Origin of the sequence: Nocardiopsis sp. RV163 (assembly GCF_001029525.1) — a bacterium.
In the GTDB taxonomy this organism is placed as follows: domain Bacteria; phylum Actinomycetota; class Actinomycetes; order Streptosporangiales; family Streptosporangiaceae; genus Nocardiopsis; species Nocardiopsis dassonvillei.
On record NZ_LEKI01000128.1, the window covers coordinates 1 to 17,320 of the forward strand.

The 17,320-nt window shown below is 74.1% G+C and carries 14 protein-coding genes and 2 riboswitches; of the genes, 5 read left to right on the top strand and 9 right to left on the bottom strand.

The genetic code is table 11. From position 1 onward, the window contains the following. On the bottom strand, positions 1–1,247 hold a 1,247-nt coding region (locus ABD54_RS19895; protein WP_394324547.1), incomplete at its 3' end, for an ATP-binding protein. A 27-nt stretch (positions 1,248–1,274) separates the two neighbouring features. Further along, positions 1,275–1,419: riboswitch (cobalamin riboswitch) on the bottom strand. Between the two features lie 48 nt (positions 1,420–1,467). On the opposite strand from ABD54_RS19895, the gene cbiE reads away from it, so the two are divergent. After that, complete coding sequence (gene cbiE, locus ABD54_RS19900) at positions 1,468–2,877, top strand: precorrin-6y C5,15-methyltransferase (decarboxylating) subunit CbiE (protein WP_235432122.1); 1,410 nt, start codon at positions 1,468–1,470, stop codon at positions 2,875–2,877. Here the strand turns inward: cbiE and ABD54_RS19905 are convergent. From ABD54_RS19905 to ABD54_RS19920, 4 genes are read right to left on the bottom strand one after another with little or no spacing between them, the layout of a single operon-like run. Next, positions 2,846–3,628: a cobalt-precorrin-4/precorrin-4 C(11)-methyltransferase gene (locus tag ABD54_RS19905; protein ID WP_047871036.1), complete on the bottom strand. Its 783-nt coding sequence runs from the start codon at positions 3,626–3,628 to the stop codon at positions 2,846–2,848. The two genes, cbiE and ABD54_RS19905, sit on opposite strands and share 32 nt — an antisense overlap. After that, the gene (locus ABD54_RS19910; protein WP_047871027.1) at positions 3,613–5,184 is read right to left on the bottom strand and encodes a precorrin-2 C(20)-methyltransferase; all 1,572 of its coding nucleotides are present in this window, start codon (positions 5,182–5,184) and stop codon (positions 3,613–3,615) included. Before ABD54_RS19910 ends, ABD54_RS19905 begins: the two co-directional genes overlap by 16 nt. Further along, positions 5,181–5,846: a precorrin-8X methylmutase gene (locus ABD54_RS19915; protein WP_047871028.1), complete on the bottom strand. Its 666-nt coding sequence runs from the start codon at positions 5,844–5,846 to the stop codon at positions 5,181–5,183. The genes ABD54_RS19910 and ABD54_RS19915 overlap by 4 nt, the downstream gene beginning before the upstream one ends. Next, entirely contained in the window at positions 5,843–6,754 is a 912-nt protein-coding gene (locus ABD54_RS19920; RefSeq protein WP_047871029.1) for a nitrite reductase, read from the bottom strand. Before ABD54_RS19920 ends, ABD54_RS19915 begins: the two co-directional genes overlap by 4 nt. A 74-nt stretch (positions 6,755–6,828) precedes the next feature. After that, positions 6,829–6,976: riboswitch (cobalamin riboswitch) on the bottom strand. A gap of 334 nt (positions 6,977–7,310) precedes the next feature. Here ABD54_RS19920 and ABD54_RS27455 point away from each other — a divergent pair. Beyond that, positions 7,311–7,478, top strand: coding sequence for a CsbD family protein (locus tag ABD54_RS27455; RefSeq protein WP_082166911.1), 168 nt, complete (start codon positions 7,311–7,313; stop codon positions 7,476–7,478). Between the two features lie 185 nt (positions 7,479–7,663). Here ABD54_RS27455 and nhaC read toward each other — a convergent pair whose 3' ends face one another. Together nhaC and ABD54_RS19930 are read right to left on the bottom strand one after the other, a co-directional pair. Beyond that, positions 7,664–9,112, bottom strand: coding sequence for a Na+/H+ antiporter NhaC (nhaC, locus tag ABD54_RS19925; protein ID WP_047871030.1), 1,449 nt, complete (start codon positions 9,110–9,112; stop codon positions 7,664–7,666). 35 nt (positions 9,113–9,147) lie between these two features. Beyond that, positions 9,148–10,281, bottom strand: coding sequence for a PLP-dependent aspartate aminotransferase family protein (locus ABD54_RS19930; RefSeq protein WP_047871031.1), 1,134 nt, complete (start codon positions 10,279–10,281; stop codon positions 9,148–9,150). A gap of 359 nt (positions 10,282–10,640) precedes the next feature. Between ABD54_RS19930 and ABD54_RS19935 the strand changes: the two genes are divergently transcribed. Beyond that, complete coding sequence (locus tag ABD54_RS19935; protein ID WP_047871032.1) at positions 10,641–11,444, top strand: FadR/GntR family transcriptional regulator; 804 nt, start codon at positions 10,641–10,643, stop codon at positions 11,442–11,444. Positions 11,445–11,481: 37 nt separating this feature from the next. On the opposite strand, the gene ABD54_RS19940 is transcribed toward ABD54_RS19935, so the two are convergent. Further along, positions 11,482–14,016 carry a DUF4118 domain-containing protein gene (locus tag ABD54_RS19940; RefSeq protein ID WP_047871033.1) on the bottom strand — a complete coding sequence of 845 codons (2,535 nt, stop codon included), beginning with the start codon at positions 14,014–14,016 and terminating at the stop codon, positions 11,482–11,484. 277 nt (positions 14,017–14,293) lie between these two features. Between ABD54_RS19940 and ABD54_RS19945 the strand changes: the two genes are divergently transcribed. After that, positions 14,294–15,058 carry a response regulator gene (locus ABD54_RS19945; protein ID WP_047871034.1) on the top strand — a complete coding sequence of 255 codons (765 nt, stop codon included), beginning with the start codon at positions 14,294–14,296 and terminating at the stop codon, positions 15,056–15,058. Then, entirely contained in the window at positions 15,055–16,494 is a 1,440-nt protein-coding gene (locus tag ABD54_RS19950; protein WP_082166912.1) for a TrkH family potassium uptake protein, read from the top strand. The genes ABD54_RS19945 and ABD54_RS19950 overlap by 4 nt, the downstream gene beginning before the upstream one ends. Before the next feature lie 97 nt (positions 16,495–16,591). Here the strand turns inward: ABD54_RS19950 and ABD54_RS19955 are convergent. Next, on the bottom strand, positions 16,592–17,320 hold a 729-nt coding region (locus tag ABD54_RS19955), incomplete at its 5' end, for an NAD(P)-binding domain-containing protein (RefSeq protein ID WP_047871038.1).

Consider the following 17,320-nt stretch of genomic DNA (forward strand, 5'->3'; position numbering starts at 1 on the left):
CCCTCGGTGTCCTCGGGCGCGTGCTCGGCGGAGGCGGGGGAGGGCTCCCGGTCGGGCTGTTCGGTGCCGGGGGTCTCGGCTTCCCCGGTGTCCCCGGCGTTGTCCGGGGGACCGGCGTCGTCGGAGGGGTCCTGCGGGTCCGGCGGGGTTTCGGAATCGTCGCCGTCGTCGGTCCCCCGCGGGCCCGGCGGCTCCGGGGGGTCGGGCGGAGGTTCCTCGTCGCCCAGGATCCGGTCCAGGAGCTCCTCGTCCAGCCCCGGCGCGTCGAAGGGGTTGCGCCGGCGCCGGTGCGGCAGGGCGAGCGTGGCGGCGCGGCGGATGTCGGCCCGGGTGACCGAGGTCCGGCCCGCCCAGGCCGCGTGCGCCATCGCCGTGCGCGCAGTCACGATGTCGGCGCGCAGGCCGTCCACGTCGTAGGCCGCGCACACCTCGGCGATCTTCAGCAGCGCCGCCTCGGACAGGCGCACCCGGCCCAGCGCCTCCCGGGCCGCCGCGATGCGTTCGGCCAGGGCCTTCTCCGCCTCGTGGTAGCGACCGGCGAAGGCCGCGGGGTCGGCGTCGTGGGACATGCGCCTGCGCACCACCTCGGCGCGGGTCGCGGGCTCGGACGGCGCGGCGACCTCGACGGTGAGTCCGAACCGGTCCAGGAGCTGCGGGCGCAGCTCGCCCTCCTCGGGGTTCATGGTGCCGATGAGCAGGAACCGGGCCGCGTGCTCCACGGAGAACCCGTCGCGCTCCACGGTGACCCGGCCGGTGGCGGCGGCGTCCAGGAGCAGGTCCACCAGGTGGTCGTGCAGGAGGTTGACCTCGTCGACGTAGAGGATGCCGCGGTGGGCCCGGGCCAGCAGGCCGGGTTCGTAGGCGACCCTGCCGTGGGTGAGGGCCTGCTCCAGGTGCAGGGAGCCCAGGACGCGGTCCTCGGTGGCCCCGACGGGCAGTTCGACCAGGCGCACCGGGCGGCTCTCCACGGCCGTGTCGGAGCCGAAGGGCCCGTCGGGGGAGTGCTGCCCCGGGTCGGCCGGGTCCACGGAGAACCGGTCGCCCCGGTAGACGTCGACGGGCGGCAGGAGGGAGGCCAGGGCCCGGACCGCGGTGGACTTGGCGGTGCCCTTCTCGCCGCGCACCAGGACGCCGCCGATCTCCGGCGAGACGCTGGTGAGGACGAGGGACAGGCCCAGGTCGTCGAGTTCCTCGGCGTCGCAGCCGACGATCGCGGAAAAGGGGTAGTGCGGTGACCGCAATGGCATGTAGAGGCTCCCGCTCATGTCGCCATCGGTAAGGGACGGGCGCGAGGCCGGTCTTCGGACTTGCCGGGTCCTTCCTGGACGGAAGGCTCGGTTCACCGCAGCGGGCCTGTGCCGGAGTCTCACCGGGCTTCCCAGATTCTCCCCGTCGGCCGTCCCCACCGTTTCCGATGGCTGGGCCGTTGGGGCACCTCATGCCTGCCGCCACGATAGCGTCCGAGGAATGAAGGACGACAGCCGCCCTCCCGTCACCCGCCACCGCCCGGATGCCGCTGCGCGGGGGAGTGGTGCACCCTCAACGGACGCCTGCGGCGCGGAGCCTCCCTCCGTCACCCGCCGTGCCGCTGCGCGGGAGGACGGGGCCTCCCCGCCCGCCGGGCGCCGGATCACCGTCGTCGGCATCGGCGCGGACGGCTGGTCCGGCCTGCCCGAGCGGCTGCGCGCGCTCGTCCTGGCCGCCGACACGGTGCTGGGCGGGCGCAGGCACCTGGCGATGCTCCCCGACCGGCCCCGGCAGCGCCGCCTGGCCTGGCCCTCACCCCTGCGCGAGGGACTGCCGCCTCTGCTGGCCTCGCTCGACGCCGCCTCCGCCGGCCCAGCTTCCACCGACAGCGCCTCCCCTGACGGCCCCTCCGCCGTGGCGCTGGCCTCCGGCGACCCCCTGGTGTCCGGCATCGCCACCACCCTGATCGACCTGCTGGGCGCGGACGCCGTGCGGGTGGAACCCGCCGTCTCCTCCGTCGCCCTGGCCCGCGCACGCATGGGGTGGCCCGCCGAACGCTGCGCGGTGGTGGGCCTGGTCGGCCGCGACCCCCGCCTGCTGCTGCGCCAGCTCGCCCCCGGCCACCGCGTCCTGGTGCTCTCCTCCGACGGCGCCACCCCCGCCGCGGTCGCCGCCCTGCTGGTCGGCGCGGGCTACGGCGCCAGCCGGATGACCGTTCTGGGCGACCTGGGCGCGGAATCCGAGTCGCGTCTGGAGACCACCGCCGACCACTGGCTCGCCTCACCTCCCGGCCCGGTGCCCCCGCTGCACGTGCTGGCCCTGGAACTCCTGGGCCCGCCCGGCCACGGCCTGGTCGCGGGGCTGCCCGACGACGCCTTCGAACACGACGGGCAGCTCACCAAGCGCGACCTGCGCGCCTCGGCGCTGGCCCGCCTGGCCCCCTCACCGGGCCAGCACCTGTGGGACGTGGGGGCTGGCGCGGGGTCGGTCGGCGTCGAGTGGATGCGCGCCCACCCCTCATGCACCGCCACGGCGGTGGAGGCCCACCCCGAACGGGCCGCGCGGATCGGCCGCAACGCGGGCCGCCTCGGAGTTCCCGGCCTGGACGTGGTCACCGGCCGCGCGCCGGACGCGCTGGCCGGGCTGCCCGCGCCCGACGCGGTGTTCGTCGGCGGCGGCGCGACCCGGCCGGGCGTACTCGACGCCTGCCTGGGGGCGCTGCGCCCGGGAGGCCGGATCGTGGTGCACGGGGTGACGCTGGAGACCGAGCACCTGCTCGCCGACGCCCACCGGCGCCACGGGGGCGAGCTGACCCGGATCGCCGTCGAGACCACCGCGCCCATCGGCGCCTTCACCGGTTGGACGCCCGCCCGCACGGTCACCCAGTGGTTCCTGGCGGCGGGCCGCTGACCCGCGGCCTGGCCGGGTCGTAGAGGTAGGACTCACCGCCCGCCCCGGGATCGAGCGCCCGCCCCACCAGGATCACCGCCGCCTGCCGGAACCCGGCCTCCTCCACCGCGTCGGCCACGGTGGAGACCGTGCCGCGCAGCACCGCCTCACCCGGCTGGCTGGCCCGGTACACCACGACCACCGGGCAGTCGCCGCCGTACTCGGGTTCGATCTCGGCCATCAGCTCGCGCACCCGCCGGATCGCCAGGTGCAGCACCAGCGTTGCCCGGGTCGCGGCGAACGCGGTCAGCGACTCGGTCCCGGGCATGGCGGTCGAACGGGAGCGCGTGCGGGTCAGCACCACCGACTGGGCGACCAGCGGCACGGTCAGCTCCCGCCCCGCCAGCGCCGAGGCGGCCGCGTACGCGGGCACCCCGGGCGTGACGTCCCACGGAACGCCGTGCGCGTCGAGCCTGCGGGTCTGCTCGGCCAGCGCTGAGTACAGCGACGGGTCCCCGGAGGTGAGCCGTACGACGTCGCGGCCCGCCGCGTGCGCGGAGACCAGGCGGGTGGTGATGCGGTCCAGGTCCAGGCCCTGGGTGTCCACCAGCTCCGCGCCGGGCGCGCAGTGCGTCAGGACCTGCGGGTCCAGGTAGGTGCCGGGGTAGAGGACCACGTCGGCCCCGGCGAGCATGCGCGTGGCGCGCACGGTCAGCAGGTCGGCGGCGCCGGGGCCCGCGCCCACGAAGTGCACGGTCACGGTTTCACCCACCTGGGGGTCCACACGCGGCCCGCCCCGGTGACCCGGGTTCCGGACGCGCCGACGATGAGCAGGCAGCGCATGTCCACGGCGGCCGGGTCGAGTTCGCCCAGGGTGGTCACCGTCAGGGACTCGCCTTCGCGGCCCACGTCGCGGCCGACGACGACCACGGTGTCGGGTTCGCGGTGCTCCAGCAGGATCCGGCGCGCGGTGACGATCTGCTCGGTCCGGGACCGGGAGGCGGGGTTGTAGACGGCCAGCGCCAGGTCGGCCTCGGCGACGGCGCGCAGACGCCGCTCGACCACCTCCCACGGCTTGAGGCGGTCCGACAGGCTCATCACCGCGAAGTCGCCGCCCACGGGGGCGCCCGCGCGGGCCGCGACCGCCTGGACGGCGCTGACCCCCGGCAGCACCCGGACGGGCACGTCCCGGTAGGCGGGTTCCTCGGCCGCCTCGAACACGGCGGTGGCCATGCCGAAGACCCCGGCGTCCCCGCCGGAGACCACGGCCACGCGTTCGCCGCGCCCGGCCAGATCGAGGGCGAACCGGGCGCGCTGGAGTTCGACGGTGTTGCCGGAGGCGTGCCGGGTGAGCCCGGGGCGCTGCGGTACCCGGTTGACGTAGGGGCCGTAACCCACCACGTGGTCCACCTCGGCCAGCGCCGCGCTCGCCTCGGGGGTGAGCCAGCACTCGGGGCCCGGGCCCAGGCCCACGACCAGCAGTTCGGCCGCCGGTCCGGTGGTCGCGGACTCCGGTTCCGCCGCCGGTCCGGCGGAACCGGGCCCCGCTTGGGTCGTCTGTGCCGTCTGCGTCCGCGCGGCCTCGCCGACCTTCCGGGAGCGCGTTCCGTTGCGGCTGTCCCCGGTCACCAGCACCAGGGAGAAGTAGGGCACCGACGCCGGGTCCACCTCGGCCGCCGGCAGCCGCCGCTCCCCGCCCATCGAGGCCCGCTCCACGTACACCGCGTGTTCCAGCCGCCCGGCCGCGGCCAGGGCGCGGCGCACCGCCGGGAAGGTCCGGCCCAGTTTCATGACCACGGCCGCGTCGGTGTCGGCCAGGCGGCGGGCCAGTTCCGGTTCGGGCAGGGTTCCGGGCAGCACGGTGAGCACGTCGGTCTGCCGGGCCAGCGGTGCGGCCGCGGCGGCCGTGGCGGCGGCGAACGCCGGGACGCCCGGCACGATCTCGGTGGGGTAGCGCTCGGACAGCCGGTCGTGCATGTACATGTACGACCCGTAGAACAGCGGGTCGCCCTCCGAGAGCAGGACGACGTCGCGCCCGGCGTCCAGGTGGGCGGCCAGCCGGGCGGCGGACTCCTCGTAGAAGTCGGCCAGCGCCCCCGCGTAGCCGCCCGGGTGGTCGGTCGCCCCGGTGGTCACCGGATAGGTCAACCGCTCCTCGACCGCCCCGGCCGGGATCAGGGCGTCGGCGATGCGGCGGGCGTTGGACTCCTTGCCCGCACCCGCGTGGTAGGCGACGACGTCGGCCGCGGCGATGAGCCTGGCCGCCTTGAGGGTGACCAGCTCCGGGTCGCCCGGTCCGACGCCGACGCCGTGGAAACGGCCGGTCATTCCTCCTCCTTGGCGAGTGCGTTGAGGGCCGAGCAGGTCATCGCCGAACCCCCACGGCGGCCACGCGCGGTCACGTAGGGGACGTCGACGCCGTGCCGGTCGCGCAGCTCGGTCAGCGCCTGCTTGGACTCGGCGGCGCCGATGAAGCCGACCGGGCAGCCGACGATCGCGGCGGGGCGCGGCGCGCCGTCGATCAGCATCTCCAGGAGGTGGAACAGGGCGGTGGGCGCGTTGCCGACGGCGACCACGGCGCCGTCGAGCAGCGGCTCCCACAGCGACACCGCGGCGGCCGTGCGGGTGGTGCCCCACGCCCGGGCCAGGCCGGGCACCCGTTCGTCGCCCAGGAGGCAGAGCACCTCGTTGTCGCTGGGCAGGCGGCTCGCGGTCACGCCTGAGGCCACCATGCGCGCGTCGCACAGGATCGGCGCACCGGCCCGGAGGGCGGCGCGCGCCGCGGGGACCAGGTCGGGGTGGACGACGAGGTCGTCGGCGAGGTCGACCTGGCCGGTGCCGTGGATCATCCGCACGGCGAGCCGCTCGGCGTTGGCGGGCAGGTGGTCGAGCCGGGCCTCGCGCCGGATGGTGGCGAAGGAGTCGGCGTAGATGGCGGGCCCGTCGTCGACGTACTCGTAGTGCCGGTTCGGTCTTCTGGGGGAGGTCACCGCGCCTCCCCGGGAACGATCCCGTGTCTTCCGGGAACGAGTACGGCGCGCCACGGCGTGACGACGAGTTCGCCGGATCCGGCCTCGACGGCTTCGGCGGCGAGCGCGTCGGCGGCGGTCCGGTCCAGGCCCTCCTCGGGCACGGGGACGTGGCGTCCGATCCCGGGCAGCGGGCCGTGCGGCAGCGGCGGCGCGGGTTCGGGCAGCCCCGGGTCGGGCGGAGCCGGGTCGGTCAGGGGCGAGGGGAGTTCGGCCACGTGCCAGGGGGCGTCGGGGCCGTCCCCGCGCAGCTCCAGGAACCGGTCGGCGAGGCGCACGAGCGCGGCCGGGGCCTCCTCCAGCGGTGTCAGCGGGCCCCAGTGCTCCCCGACCCTGAGCTGGGCGGTGTGGGCGTCGAGGGCGACCGCCCCCAGGTCGCAGGGGCGCTCCAGCAGGTCGCCGCTTCCGTCGTCCAGGGCGAAGAGGAAGCGGCCGGGAAGGGCGGCGCGGCGCGGTTCGGCGCACAGCAGCCCGTCCAGCTCGGCGGCCACGGACCGCAGGTCCGCCCTTCCGACCCCGAGCCCCGTGCGGGGGGAGACCATGACGTTGCGGACCAGTTCGTGGGAGGGCGAGGGCAGCAGGCCTGTGCCCTCCAGGGCCCGGAGCGCCTCGGGGGACAGCCGCTCCCCGTCTCCGGGCAGGGCGCGCAACTGCACGTTGGCCCGGCCGGTGACGTGGATCCGGCCGTCGCCGTACTCCTGGGCCACGGCGGCCAGGGCGCGCAGCGAACGGGCGGGAAGCCTGCCGCCGACGAGCCGGAGCCGCACCAGCAGCCCGTCCTCGGCGGGCCAGGGCCGCAGGGCGCCCGGGCAGCGGTCGCGCCGGGCGCGGACGGTGGGGGATGGGGATGGGGAACCCATCGGGGACATGCGCGTCCTTCTGGTCAGGGACCCGTTCGCGGGGTCCTCGGTCGACCTGGCGGCCCGTCACCGCCAGCGCCAGCAGGTCTTCGGACTCGGGGTCGACCGGTGCGGAGCGCCTTCCCGGAGCGTTGCGCTCCAGTGGCTGTCCCGGGGAACCGAGTCCCCGGGGCGTGCCCGCCCGTCACCCTCACCGCTGCGCGTCAGTCCCGGATTCGCACCGGGTTCCCTGCCCCACGAGGTGGAGTTCTACTGGCCCGACGAGGGTACCGTTCCCCTCCCCGGCCAGGTCCGGGGGCCTTCCCCCAACGGCTGCGTGCCGTTGCCCAGCGCGGCTGTCCGCGCCCGGGGGCGGCCCGGAAGGGGGTTCGCGCTCGGTTTCCGGGTGCGGCGGCGCGTGTTTTCGGTCCGTGTTCGAGCGCTACGTCGGCGGCGGGGGCGGGTGTGGAACGTTCCGAGGGCTTTGCGGGGATTTTAGGGTTTCCTGTTTCGGGCAGTGGAACGGGCGAAGGGCGGTTCGCAGCAGTACGCCGCTCCTCACGGGAACCACCCAAGGAGGAAGAGCATGAGCGCCACCGAGAAGGGCCGCAGCCAGGCCGAGATGGTCAAGGGCAAGGCCAAGGAGACCACCGGCGAGGCCACCGGAAACGACCGCATGAAGAACGAGGGGCGCGCCGAGATGGCCAAGGGGCGCCTGCGCCAGGGCAAGGAGGACATGAAGAAGGGCCGGTAGGTGCCGCCTTCGCGGACGGCCGCGGACGGGCTCCTGCGAGCGGGCGCCTCCCGGCCGGACGGGGAGGGCCGCGAGCCCCCGCCCCGCCGGGGCCGCCGATCCGGCCGCCCTCATGTCCGAGGGGAGCGGAGCACGTGCGGGGCACGTGCTCCGCTCCCCTTTCGCGTGGCCGCCCCGGGCGGGGCTTACGTCGTGGAGCGCTCCTGCTCCGGTTCCAGGCGGCGGATGCCGAAGCCCCGGGTCAGCGGCGCCAGGAAGGCGATCAGGGCGGAGAACAGGAAACCGCCCCAGTTGAACACCGCCCACGGCAGGAACTCGAAGTTGGCCACGCCCAGGGTCGTGGCGAAGAAGACCCCCGACACCGTCCAGGGCATGAGCACCTCGGTGATCGTGACCGAGTCCTCCATGCTGCGCGACAGGTTGACCGGGTGCAGGTTCCTGGCCCGGTAGGCGTCGCCGTAGACGTCCTTGACCAGGAAGTACGTCACCAGGGCGTTAGATGTGCCGTTGATGATGGTGAAGCCGGAGAGCAGGGTGGTGAGGATGAGGCTGCCGGTGGACCGCAGCCTGGCGATGAGCCCCTCCAGCAGTACCCGCAGCACGCCCGACTTCTCCAGCGCCGAGGCGAAGAAGAAGGCGCAGAAGACGAAGAACGCCGAGTTGTACATCGAGTACAGCCCGCCCCGGTTCACCAGTTCGGCCAGGACGTCGGAGACCTCGTCCCCCCGAGGCAGCATGTCGGTGGTGAAGCCGGAGACGACCGCCGCGAACAGGTCGCCCACGCTCGCCCCCTGGACCAGCAGCGCGATCAGCAGCGCCGTCATGGAGGATGCGAACAGCACGACCAGCGGCGGTTTCCTCATGATGGACCCGGCGAGCACGACCACCGCCGGGATCAGCAGCAGCGGGTTGAGGGTGAAGAGCCCGTTCAGCTCGGTGACGACCTCGTCGATACCGCCCAGGCCGGCGGGCGGGGTGGTGATGGTGGTGCCCGCGAGCAGGAAGACGACGGCGGCCAGCACCGACGAGGGCACGGCCGTGTAGAGCATGTGCCGGATGTGCTCGTACAGGTTGGCGCCCGCCGCGAGCGAGCTCATGTTGGTGGTGTCCGACAGCGGCGAGAGCTTGTCCCCGAAGTAGGCGCCGGACACGACCGCGCCCGCCGTGATCGCCAGCGACGCGTCCATCGTCTGGGCCACCCCGATCAGGGCGACTCCGATCGTGCCGCCCGAGCCCCAGGAGGTGCCGGTGAAGGTGGAGACCAGCGCGGTGGCCAGGAAGGCCAGAACGTACAGGTAGGACGGGTCGATGAGCTCCAGGCCGTAGTAGACCATGAGGGGGATCGTTCCGGCGATCATCCACGAGCCGATGAGCATGCCGATGCTGAGCAGGATCAGGACCGCGGGCAGGGCGCTCCTGAGCTTGTCGCCCATGTTCGTCAGCACGTCGTCCCAGCGCACGCCGTGCCAGAGCGCGAAGAGGGCGAACACCACCCCCGCGAAGATGAGCATGAGTTCGGCGGGGTACTTCAGGACGCCGATGCCGCCGACCAGAATCGCGACGGTGATGACCACGGGGACGCACGCCGCCGCCACGCCGGGTCGGCGGACGTGTTCGTCCGGGGGGTTAGCCATCTACTTTCCTCTCGGTGATGACCGCTTTCGGTCTTCTACAGTGCGGTGAAGGCCCTTTCGAGATCCTCGATCTGGCTGTCGGACCCCTCCAGGCCCACGGAGAGGCGGACCATTCCGGGGGAGAAACCCTTTTCCCGCAACGCCTCCTCGTTTCCTGGCCTGACGGGGGCGGTGACCAGGCTTTCGTAGCCGCCCCAGCTCGCGCCGATCCGGAACAGCGAAAGACGGTTGACGAAGGCCGCGACCTTCTCGAAGGAGGCGTCCTTCAGGTCGAAACTGAGCAGCCCGGAGAAACCGCTGAACTGGTCCCTGATCAGGGGGTCGTCGGGCCGGTGGTCGTGGTGGGGGTGGTGGACCGCCGCCACCTCGGGCCGGGTCGCCAGGTAGTCGACGACCCGCACGGCGCTGCGCTCGTGCTCGGCCATCCTGATCGGCAGCGTCCGCAGCCCGCGCAGCACCATCGACGCCTCGACGGCCGACATGACCGAGCCCAGGAGCTGGAACCCCGTGTAGAAGAGGTCGCGCACGAAGGAGGCCGGGCCGATCACCGCCCCGCCCAGGACGTCGCTGTGCCCGCCGATGTACTTGGTGCACGAGTGGACGACGATGTCCACCCCGGCCAGGATCGGCTTCTGGAAGAGCGGTGTGGACCAGGTGTTGTCCATCACGGTCCAGACCCCCCTGGCCCGGGCGGTGCGGGTGATCGCGGCCAGGTCCAGGACCTTCATCCGCATGGTCCCGGGGCTCTCGACGTAGACCAGCGCCGTGTTCTCCCGCAGGTGGGGCTCGATGTCGGAGGCGCCGTCGGGGAGCACGGTGTGGTCGATGCCGAAACCGCGCAGGTGCTCGGCCATCTCCAGGGCCGGGCCGTAGGTGCTGTTGACGAAGAGGACGTGGTCCCCAGCGCGCAGCAGGCTCATCAGAACGGCGCTGATGGCGCCCATTCCGGAACCGAAGCACTTACATGCCTCGCCGCGCTCCAGAAGGGCCAGCCTCTCCTCCAGAAAGGCGACCGTGGGATTGGCGCCGCGGCTGTAGACGTACCTCTCGTGTTCCTGTTCCTGCTCTTCGATGAACGCCTCGAACGAGGGTTTGGTGAAAATGCTGGTCTGGAACACCGGAGGCGCGACAGCGCCGTGGACGTTCTCCGCCCCCTCCCACGCGCTCATGCAGATTTCCCTGTCGGACCTGTCCACCGTTGTCCTCCGGTCGGCTCGTGGGCGCGGCCCTGCGGGTGCGGTGGGGGAGGGTTTGCGACCCGCCGCCGCGCCCGCCGCCGCCCGTGCGCGGGCGGCGCCCGCGCTCGTGTCGGTGCGGTCGGCGGCCGCCCGTGGTGGGACACACCGCTCGCACGCGTGCTCACGGCAGGGCCGCGCGGTCGAGACGACGCGGGGCCGGTGCCGGTGCGGTCATCTTGTAGTACAAGCTGCTAGGTAGTCAATGGGGTGGCGCAGACCCGTCCGCGGGCCCCGGCGTCTGTACGCTGAGGATTCGGCACATCCCTCCAGCGAAGGACGAGGCGTACACGATGGGATCAGCGTCGCCGGAAACCCAGGGCGAAGGGCTCGCGGGTCGGCCCCAGCCGCGGCACGCCCGACCGAACTCGCTGACCTCGCAGGTCGTCGCCTTCGTGGAGGAGTTGTGCGTGGGCCCCGACGCTCAGCCGGGCAGCCAACTGCCCTCGGAGAAGGAACTCGCCGAACGCTTCGGGGTGAGCCGGGTCGTGCTGCGCGAGGCGCTGAGGACCCTGGAGGCCAAGGGCCTGATCCACCGCCGCCAGGGCAAGCCCGCGGTCATCGCCTCGCCCAACGCCCTGCCGGTGGAGAACTTCGTGGCACTGTCGGTGCTGCGCGACCGGCGGGCGCTGATGGAGTTCACCGAGATCCGCAAGGCGCTGGAGGTGCACGGAGCCCGGCTGGCCGCGCAGCGCGTCGCCGGGCCGGAGGAGGAGCGGACCCGCGAGGACATCGCCCGGGCACGCCAGGCCATCGCCGACATGCGCGCCGCGCCCCTGGACGTGCCCAACCGCGTGCGCACCGACTTCGCCTTCCACCAGGCCCTGATCGCGGCCTCGGGCAACCGGAGCCTCACCCAGATCCTGGACGCGCTCGAACGGTCGCTGGCCGACAGCCGCGAGCAGAGCCACCGCCGCTTCCTGGCCACGGCGCAGGACCCGGCGGTGTCGGCGGCCGAGCACGAGGAGGTCCTGGAGGCGGTGCTGAGCGGCGACCCGGCCCGCGCGGTGGCGGCGATGGAGGAGCACCTCCAGGTCACTCTGCGCGAGATCGAGACCCGCCCCAAGGCGGAGGAGGCGCGAAAGGACCCGGCCTGACCGGCCGCCGACCACCGCCGGCCCGGTTGCGCGCGCCCTAACCCGCCGCTCCCGCCACGGGCAGGACCAGGCGCAGCGTCAGCCCGCCGCCCGGGGTGGTCCCGGGCAGCAGCGAGCCCCCCATGGCCTCCATGAGCCCGCGCGAGAGCGCCAGGCCCAGCCCGAGCCCCGTCGCCCCGTCGGTGTCCCCGAGACGCTGGAAGGGCACGAACATGCGCTCGCGCTCGTGCTCGGGCACCCCGGGGCCGTGGTCGACCACCAGCAGTTCCACCTGGTCACCCGTCCAGGAGGCGGTGACCGAGGGCGGACGGTCGTGCGGGCTGAAGCGCAGCGCGTTGCCCACCACGTTGGCCAGCACCCGCTCCAGCAGGCCGGGGTCGGCCGCGACCTCCGGCAGCTCCTCGGGCACCCCCACCCGCACGGCGCGCCCTTGGCCGCCCAGGTCGTCCAGGACCGCGAACACCGACTCGCGCAGCGACAGGCCCGTGACCGTCACGCCCAGCACGCCCGCCTGGAGGCGGCTCATGTCCAGCAGGTCGGTCACCAACCGGGTCAGGCGGTCCAGGGACTCGTCCGCCGTGGCCAGCAGTTCGGCCTGGACCTCCTCGCTGAAGCGCACCTCCCGGCTGCGCAGACTGGTCACCGACGCCTTGGCCGAGGCCAGGGGGGCCCGCAGGTCGTGGCTGACCGCGGCCAGCAGCGCGGTGCGCATCCGGTCCGCCTCCGCCAGCGTCCCGGCCGTGGCCGCCTCCTGGGCCAGCCGCTCCTGGCGCAGCGCGACGGCGGCCTGCGCGGCGAAGGCCTCGATGATGCGCCGCTCGCCCGCGCGCGGCCGGTGCCCGTGCAGCACCAGGGTCAGCCCCTCGTCCACCGGCACGTCCGCGTCGGCCCCGCCCGGCGCCCCGAGGGGGCGCTCCCCGACGGAGGCGACCGCCTCCCACGCGGACGGGTCGTTGCGGTGGTCGGGCCGGGAGGAGGCCTGCGGCCTGCGCTCCAGCAGGGCCACCGACTCCAGGGAGAAGGTCTCGCGCAGCCTCTCCAGCAGCGCCTCCAGCGGGCGCGAACCCCGCAGCACGCTTCCGGCCACCGCGGCCAGGGTCTGGGCCTCGGCGCTGGCCCGCGCCGCCTCGCGGGTGCGCCGCGCGGCCTGGTCGACCACCACGCTCACCGCCACGGCCACGAACACGAACACGACGAGGGTGAGCAGGTTGCCCGGCTGGTTGACCACCAGCGTCTCGTACGGCTCGGTGAAGAAGAGGTTGAGCACCACGAACCCGCTGAACGCCGCGGCCAGCGCGGGCCACAACCCGCCGACCAGCGCCGTCGCCGTCACCGTGGCGAACACCAGCAGGATTCCGCCGCTGAGGTACTCCTCGCTGTGGGGGACGCCGGTGCCGAACACCAGCAGCGCTAGCGCGGTGAGCGCCAACGCGTACCCCGCCAGCCTGCGGCGGCGCGAGACCGCGCCCGAGCGCCTCCGCCCGCAGCCGCGGTCGGCCTCCTCCAGGGTGACCAGGTGGACGTCGATGGACTCCGACAGCGCCGCGGTGGCCGCGCCCACCCCCGGCCGCAGCAGCCGGGCGAGCCTGCCCCGCCCGCTCGCCCCCAGGACCAGCTGGGTGGCGTCCGCCCCCTGGGCGAACGCGGTCAGCGCGGCGGGCACGTCCTCGCCCAGGACCTGGTGGTAGGTGCCGCCCAGGTCCTCCACCAGCACCCGCTGCCGGGCGAGCATGGCGGGGTCGGCGCCCACCGGTCCGTCGCCCAGCGCCACGTGCACGGCCAGCAGTTCGACCCCCTCGCCGCGCCCCGCGATCCGGGCGGCCCGGCGGATGAGCGCCTCCCCGCCGGGGCCTCCGCTCAGGCCCACGACCACGCGTTCGCGGGTCTGCCACGCCGGGGCCGCGCGGTGTCCGCCCCGGTGGCGCCTGAGTTCGTCGTCCACGCGTCCGGCCAGCCACAGCAGCGCCAGCTCGCGCAGGGCGGTCAGGGTGTCGGCCCGGAACCGGTGGCCGAGCGCGGCGTCGATCCGGTCGGGACCGTAGACGTTGCCGTGCGCGAGCCGCCGCCGCAGGGCCTCGGGCGTCATGTCCACGAGTTCGATCTGGTCGGCCCCGCGCACCCACGAGTCGGGCACGGTCTCGCTCTGGCGGGTGCCGGTGACGCGCTCGACGACGTCGTTGAGCGACTCCAGGTGCTGGACGTCGAGTGTGGACAGCACCGTGATCCCCGCTTCCAGCAGGGCCTCGATGTCCTGCCAGCGCCGGGCGTTGCGCGCGCCGGGGGCGTTGGCGTGCGCTAGGTCGTCCACGAGGACGACCTGCGGGCGGCGGGTCAGCACGGCGTCCAGGTCCATCTCCTCCAGGCGGGTTCCCCGGTGGGTCAGGACGGCGCGCGGGACCGTCTCCAGGTCGTCCGCCATCGCCTCCGTCATCGTCCGGCCGTGGCTCTCCACGAACCCGATGACCACGTCGGCGCCGCGGTCGCGGCGCCGCTGCGCCTCGTCCAGCATCCGGTAGGTCTTGCCGACACCGGGCGCGGCGCCCAGGTAGACGCGCAAGTGGCCGCGTGTCATGGTGTGCCCCCTTCCGGCCTCCCCATCCTGACCGGTCACGGAGGTTTTTTCGGACATTTCACTGCTAACAGGGCGCTAAATCCGCCCCCCGGGCCGCCGAGGGAGCGTTAGCGTGCTCCTCGTGCCGGTCGCCGCCGCGCGGAGCCGTCGGGCGCCGGTGCCGTCGCGACCTGCGGACACGGCGCCCGCACCGCCGCCGTCCGCGGACGCGGCGCGCCTAGCATCGTGAGCGCGGGGCCCCGCCCGGGGCGTCCGAACGGGGGAGATACGGACCAGTATGGACACGGACACCGGCACCGGCGCGGACAGAGCGCCCTCGGTCCTGGTCGTCGACGACGACCCCCTCATCCGCAGGACGCTGGAGGTGAACCTGCGGGCCCGCGGCTACACGGCCTACCTGGCCGACACCGGTGAGCACGCGCTGCGGCTGGTGGCCCGCCACCGCCCCGACCTGCTCCTGCTCGACCTGGGCCTGTCCGGGATGGACGGACTGGAGGTCCTGCGGGGGCTGCGCGGGTGGACGGACGCGCCGGTGGTCGTGCTCTCGGGGCGCGACACCGAGCCCATGAAGGTCCAGGCGCTGGACCTGGGCGCCGACGACTACGTCATCAAGCCCTTCGGGATGGACGAGCTGTTCGCCCGGGTGCGCGCGGCCATGCGCCGTTCCGCGGTGCCCGAGTACGCGGCGCCGGTGGTCACCGCCGACTTCACGGTGGACCTGGCCGCCAAGCAGGTCCTGCGCGGCGGCGAGCCGGTGCGGCTGACGCCGCGCCAGTGGCACATCGTGGAGGTGCTGGCGCGCAACCCCGACCGCCTGGTCACCCACAAGCACCTGCTCAACGAGGTGTGGGGGCCCTCGTACGGGCGCGAGACCAACTACCTGCGGGTGTTCATGACCAAGATCCGCCAGCGCCTGGAGCCGGACCCGCCCCGGCCGCGCTACTTCCTCACCGAACCCGGACTGGGCTACCGGTTCCGGCCCGCCGGTGGCGGCGCAGCAGGAGGAGCCGCAGGACCGGAAGTCCGGGGGAACGGCCGGTGAGAACTGGAACCGGGCAGCGCCCCCCGGGCCCGCGGGCCCGGGGGGTACTGCGGAACCCGTTCCGCGCCGGTGCCCGCGCGGACCGGAGGCTGCGCGACCTGTCAGGATGGATCAAGCCGCCGCAGCTCACGGCGGCGGCCTTCGCCGCCCTGATCCTGGTCGGCGCGGCACTGCTGTCGCTGCCGGCCGCCACCGGGGCCGGGGAGCGCGCGCCCTTCGACACGGCCCTGTTCACCGCCACCTCGGCGGCCAGCGTGACCGGCCTGGTGGTGGTGGACACCGCCTCCTACTGGTCGGGGCTGGGCGAGGCGGTGATCCTGGCGCTGATCCAGGTCGGCGGGTTCGGCATCATGGCGCTGGCCACCGTCCTGACCCTGGTGGTCGGGCGGCAGCTCGGGCTGCGGATGGCGGTGCGCACCGGCTCGGAGGCCAAGGTGGTCACGCTGGGCGAGGTGCGCCAGTTGGTCACCGGGGTCCTGGCGGTGACGGTGGTGTTCGAGACGGCCCTGGCCGTGGCGCTGACACTGCGCTGGTGGCTGGGGTACGGGCTGACCCTGCCCGAGGCCCTCCACACGGGCGTCTTCCACGCCGTCTCGGCCTTCAACAACGCCGGGTTCTCGCTCTACGCCGACAGCCTCACGGGGTTCGCCGAGGACCCGTGGATCACGGTCCCGGTGGCACTGGGGGTCGTGGCCGGAGGGCTCGGGTTCCCGGTGTGGGTGGAGCTGTGGCGCTTCACCCGGCGCCGCGCCGAGCACCGCCACTGGACGCTGCACGTCAAGATCACCCTGGCGATGACGGGGCTGCTGCTCGTGGTGGGGTTCGCGGCCTTCCTGGCCCTGGAGTGGACCAATCCGGCGACCATGGGCGGGCTCGACCTGCGCGGGAAGCTGCTCACCGCCTTCTTCCAGTCGGTGATGCCGCGCACGGCTGGCTTCAACAGCCTCGACTTCGGACAGATGAACACCCAGACGCTGCTGGTCACCGACATCCTGATGTTCGTCGGGGGCGGCAGCGCGGGCACGGCCGGGGGCATCAAGGTGACGACCTCCGCCGTGCTGACCTTCGTGATCTACGCCAACGTGCGCGGTGAGCCCACGGTCCACGTGTCGGGCCGCCGTCTGGCCGAGGGCACCACCTCGCAGGCGACCACGGTGGTGCTGCTGGCACTGGGCCTGGTGCTGGCGGGGACGCTGACGCTGATGACGGTCACCCCGTTCACCCTGGACCAGATCCTGTTCGAGACCACGTCGGCCTTCGCCACGGTCGGGCTGTCCACCGGCATCACGGCCCACCTGCCTTCGCTCGGGCACGCGGTGCTGATGTTCTTGATGTTCGTGGGCAGGATCGGGCCGATCACGCTGGCCTCGGCCCTGGCGCTGCGTCGCCGCCCCCGCCTGTACGAGCTGCCCGAGGAGCGGCCGATCGTCGGTTGAGCGGTGAACGGTCAGCGGTGTACTGGCCGCTGGAGTCCGCGTCCCCGCTCCCGTCAGGTCTCACGCCGGTGGCGGACGCCGCTGCCGAAGGGGCGTTTCACCCCTGCCGGGCGAGGGCGGCGGTGATCTGGGCGACGGTGGTCTTGGCCGTGCGCCCGGCGCCGATGAGGGTGGCCGACGCGGCGCCTGTCCAGTCCCCGTAGCCCAGCAGTGACAGCCGGGGTTCGGCCACGGAGCGGGTTCCCTCCAGCGCGATCCGGCCCCGGCCGTCCGCCAGCCCGAGCGGGGCCAGGTGGTCCAGCACCGGCCGGAACCCCGTGCACCACAGGACGGCGTCGCAGTCCAGGGCCGTGCCGTCGTTCCAGGCCACACCGGTGCGGGTGAGGCGGTCGAACATCGGCTCGGCCTTGAGCGCGCCGCGCTCGCGCGCCTCGCGGACCCTGGGCACCGCCACGATGTCCCCGAGGCCGCCGATGTCCTCGTGGGCCAGCTCGCCCCGCTGCGCGCGGGTGGCGATGTCGAACAGGGCGCGCCCGTCCAGGTCGTCGGGCATGAACCGGGGCGGGCGAGCGGTGGCCCAGGTGGTCTCGGCCACCTCGGACAGTTCGGCGAGGATCTGGGCCGCGGAGTTGCCGCCGCCCACGACCACGACCCGCTGCCCGGCGAACTCCTCCGGCCCCCGGTAGTCGGCCGTGTGCGACTGCCTGCCCGCGAACAGCCCCCGGCCCGGAACGCCGGGGACGTGCGGCGCCCGCCAGGTGCCGGTGGCGCTGATGACGTGGCGGGCGCGGTAGCGCACCGGCGGGGGAGGTCCGGCGGGGGAACC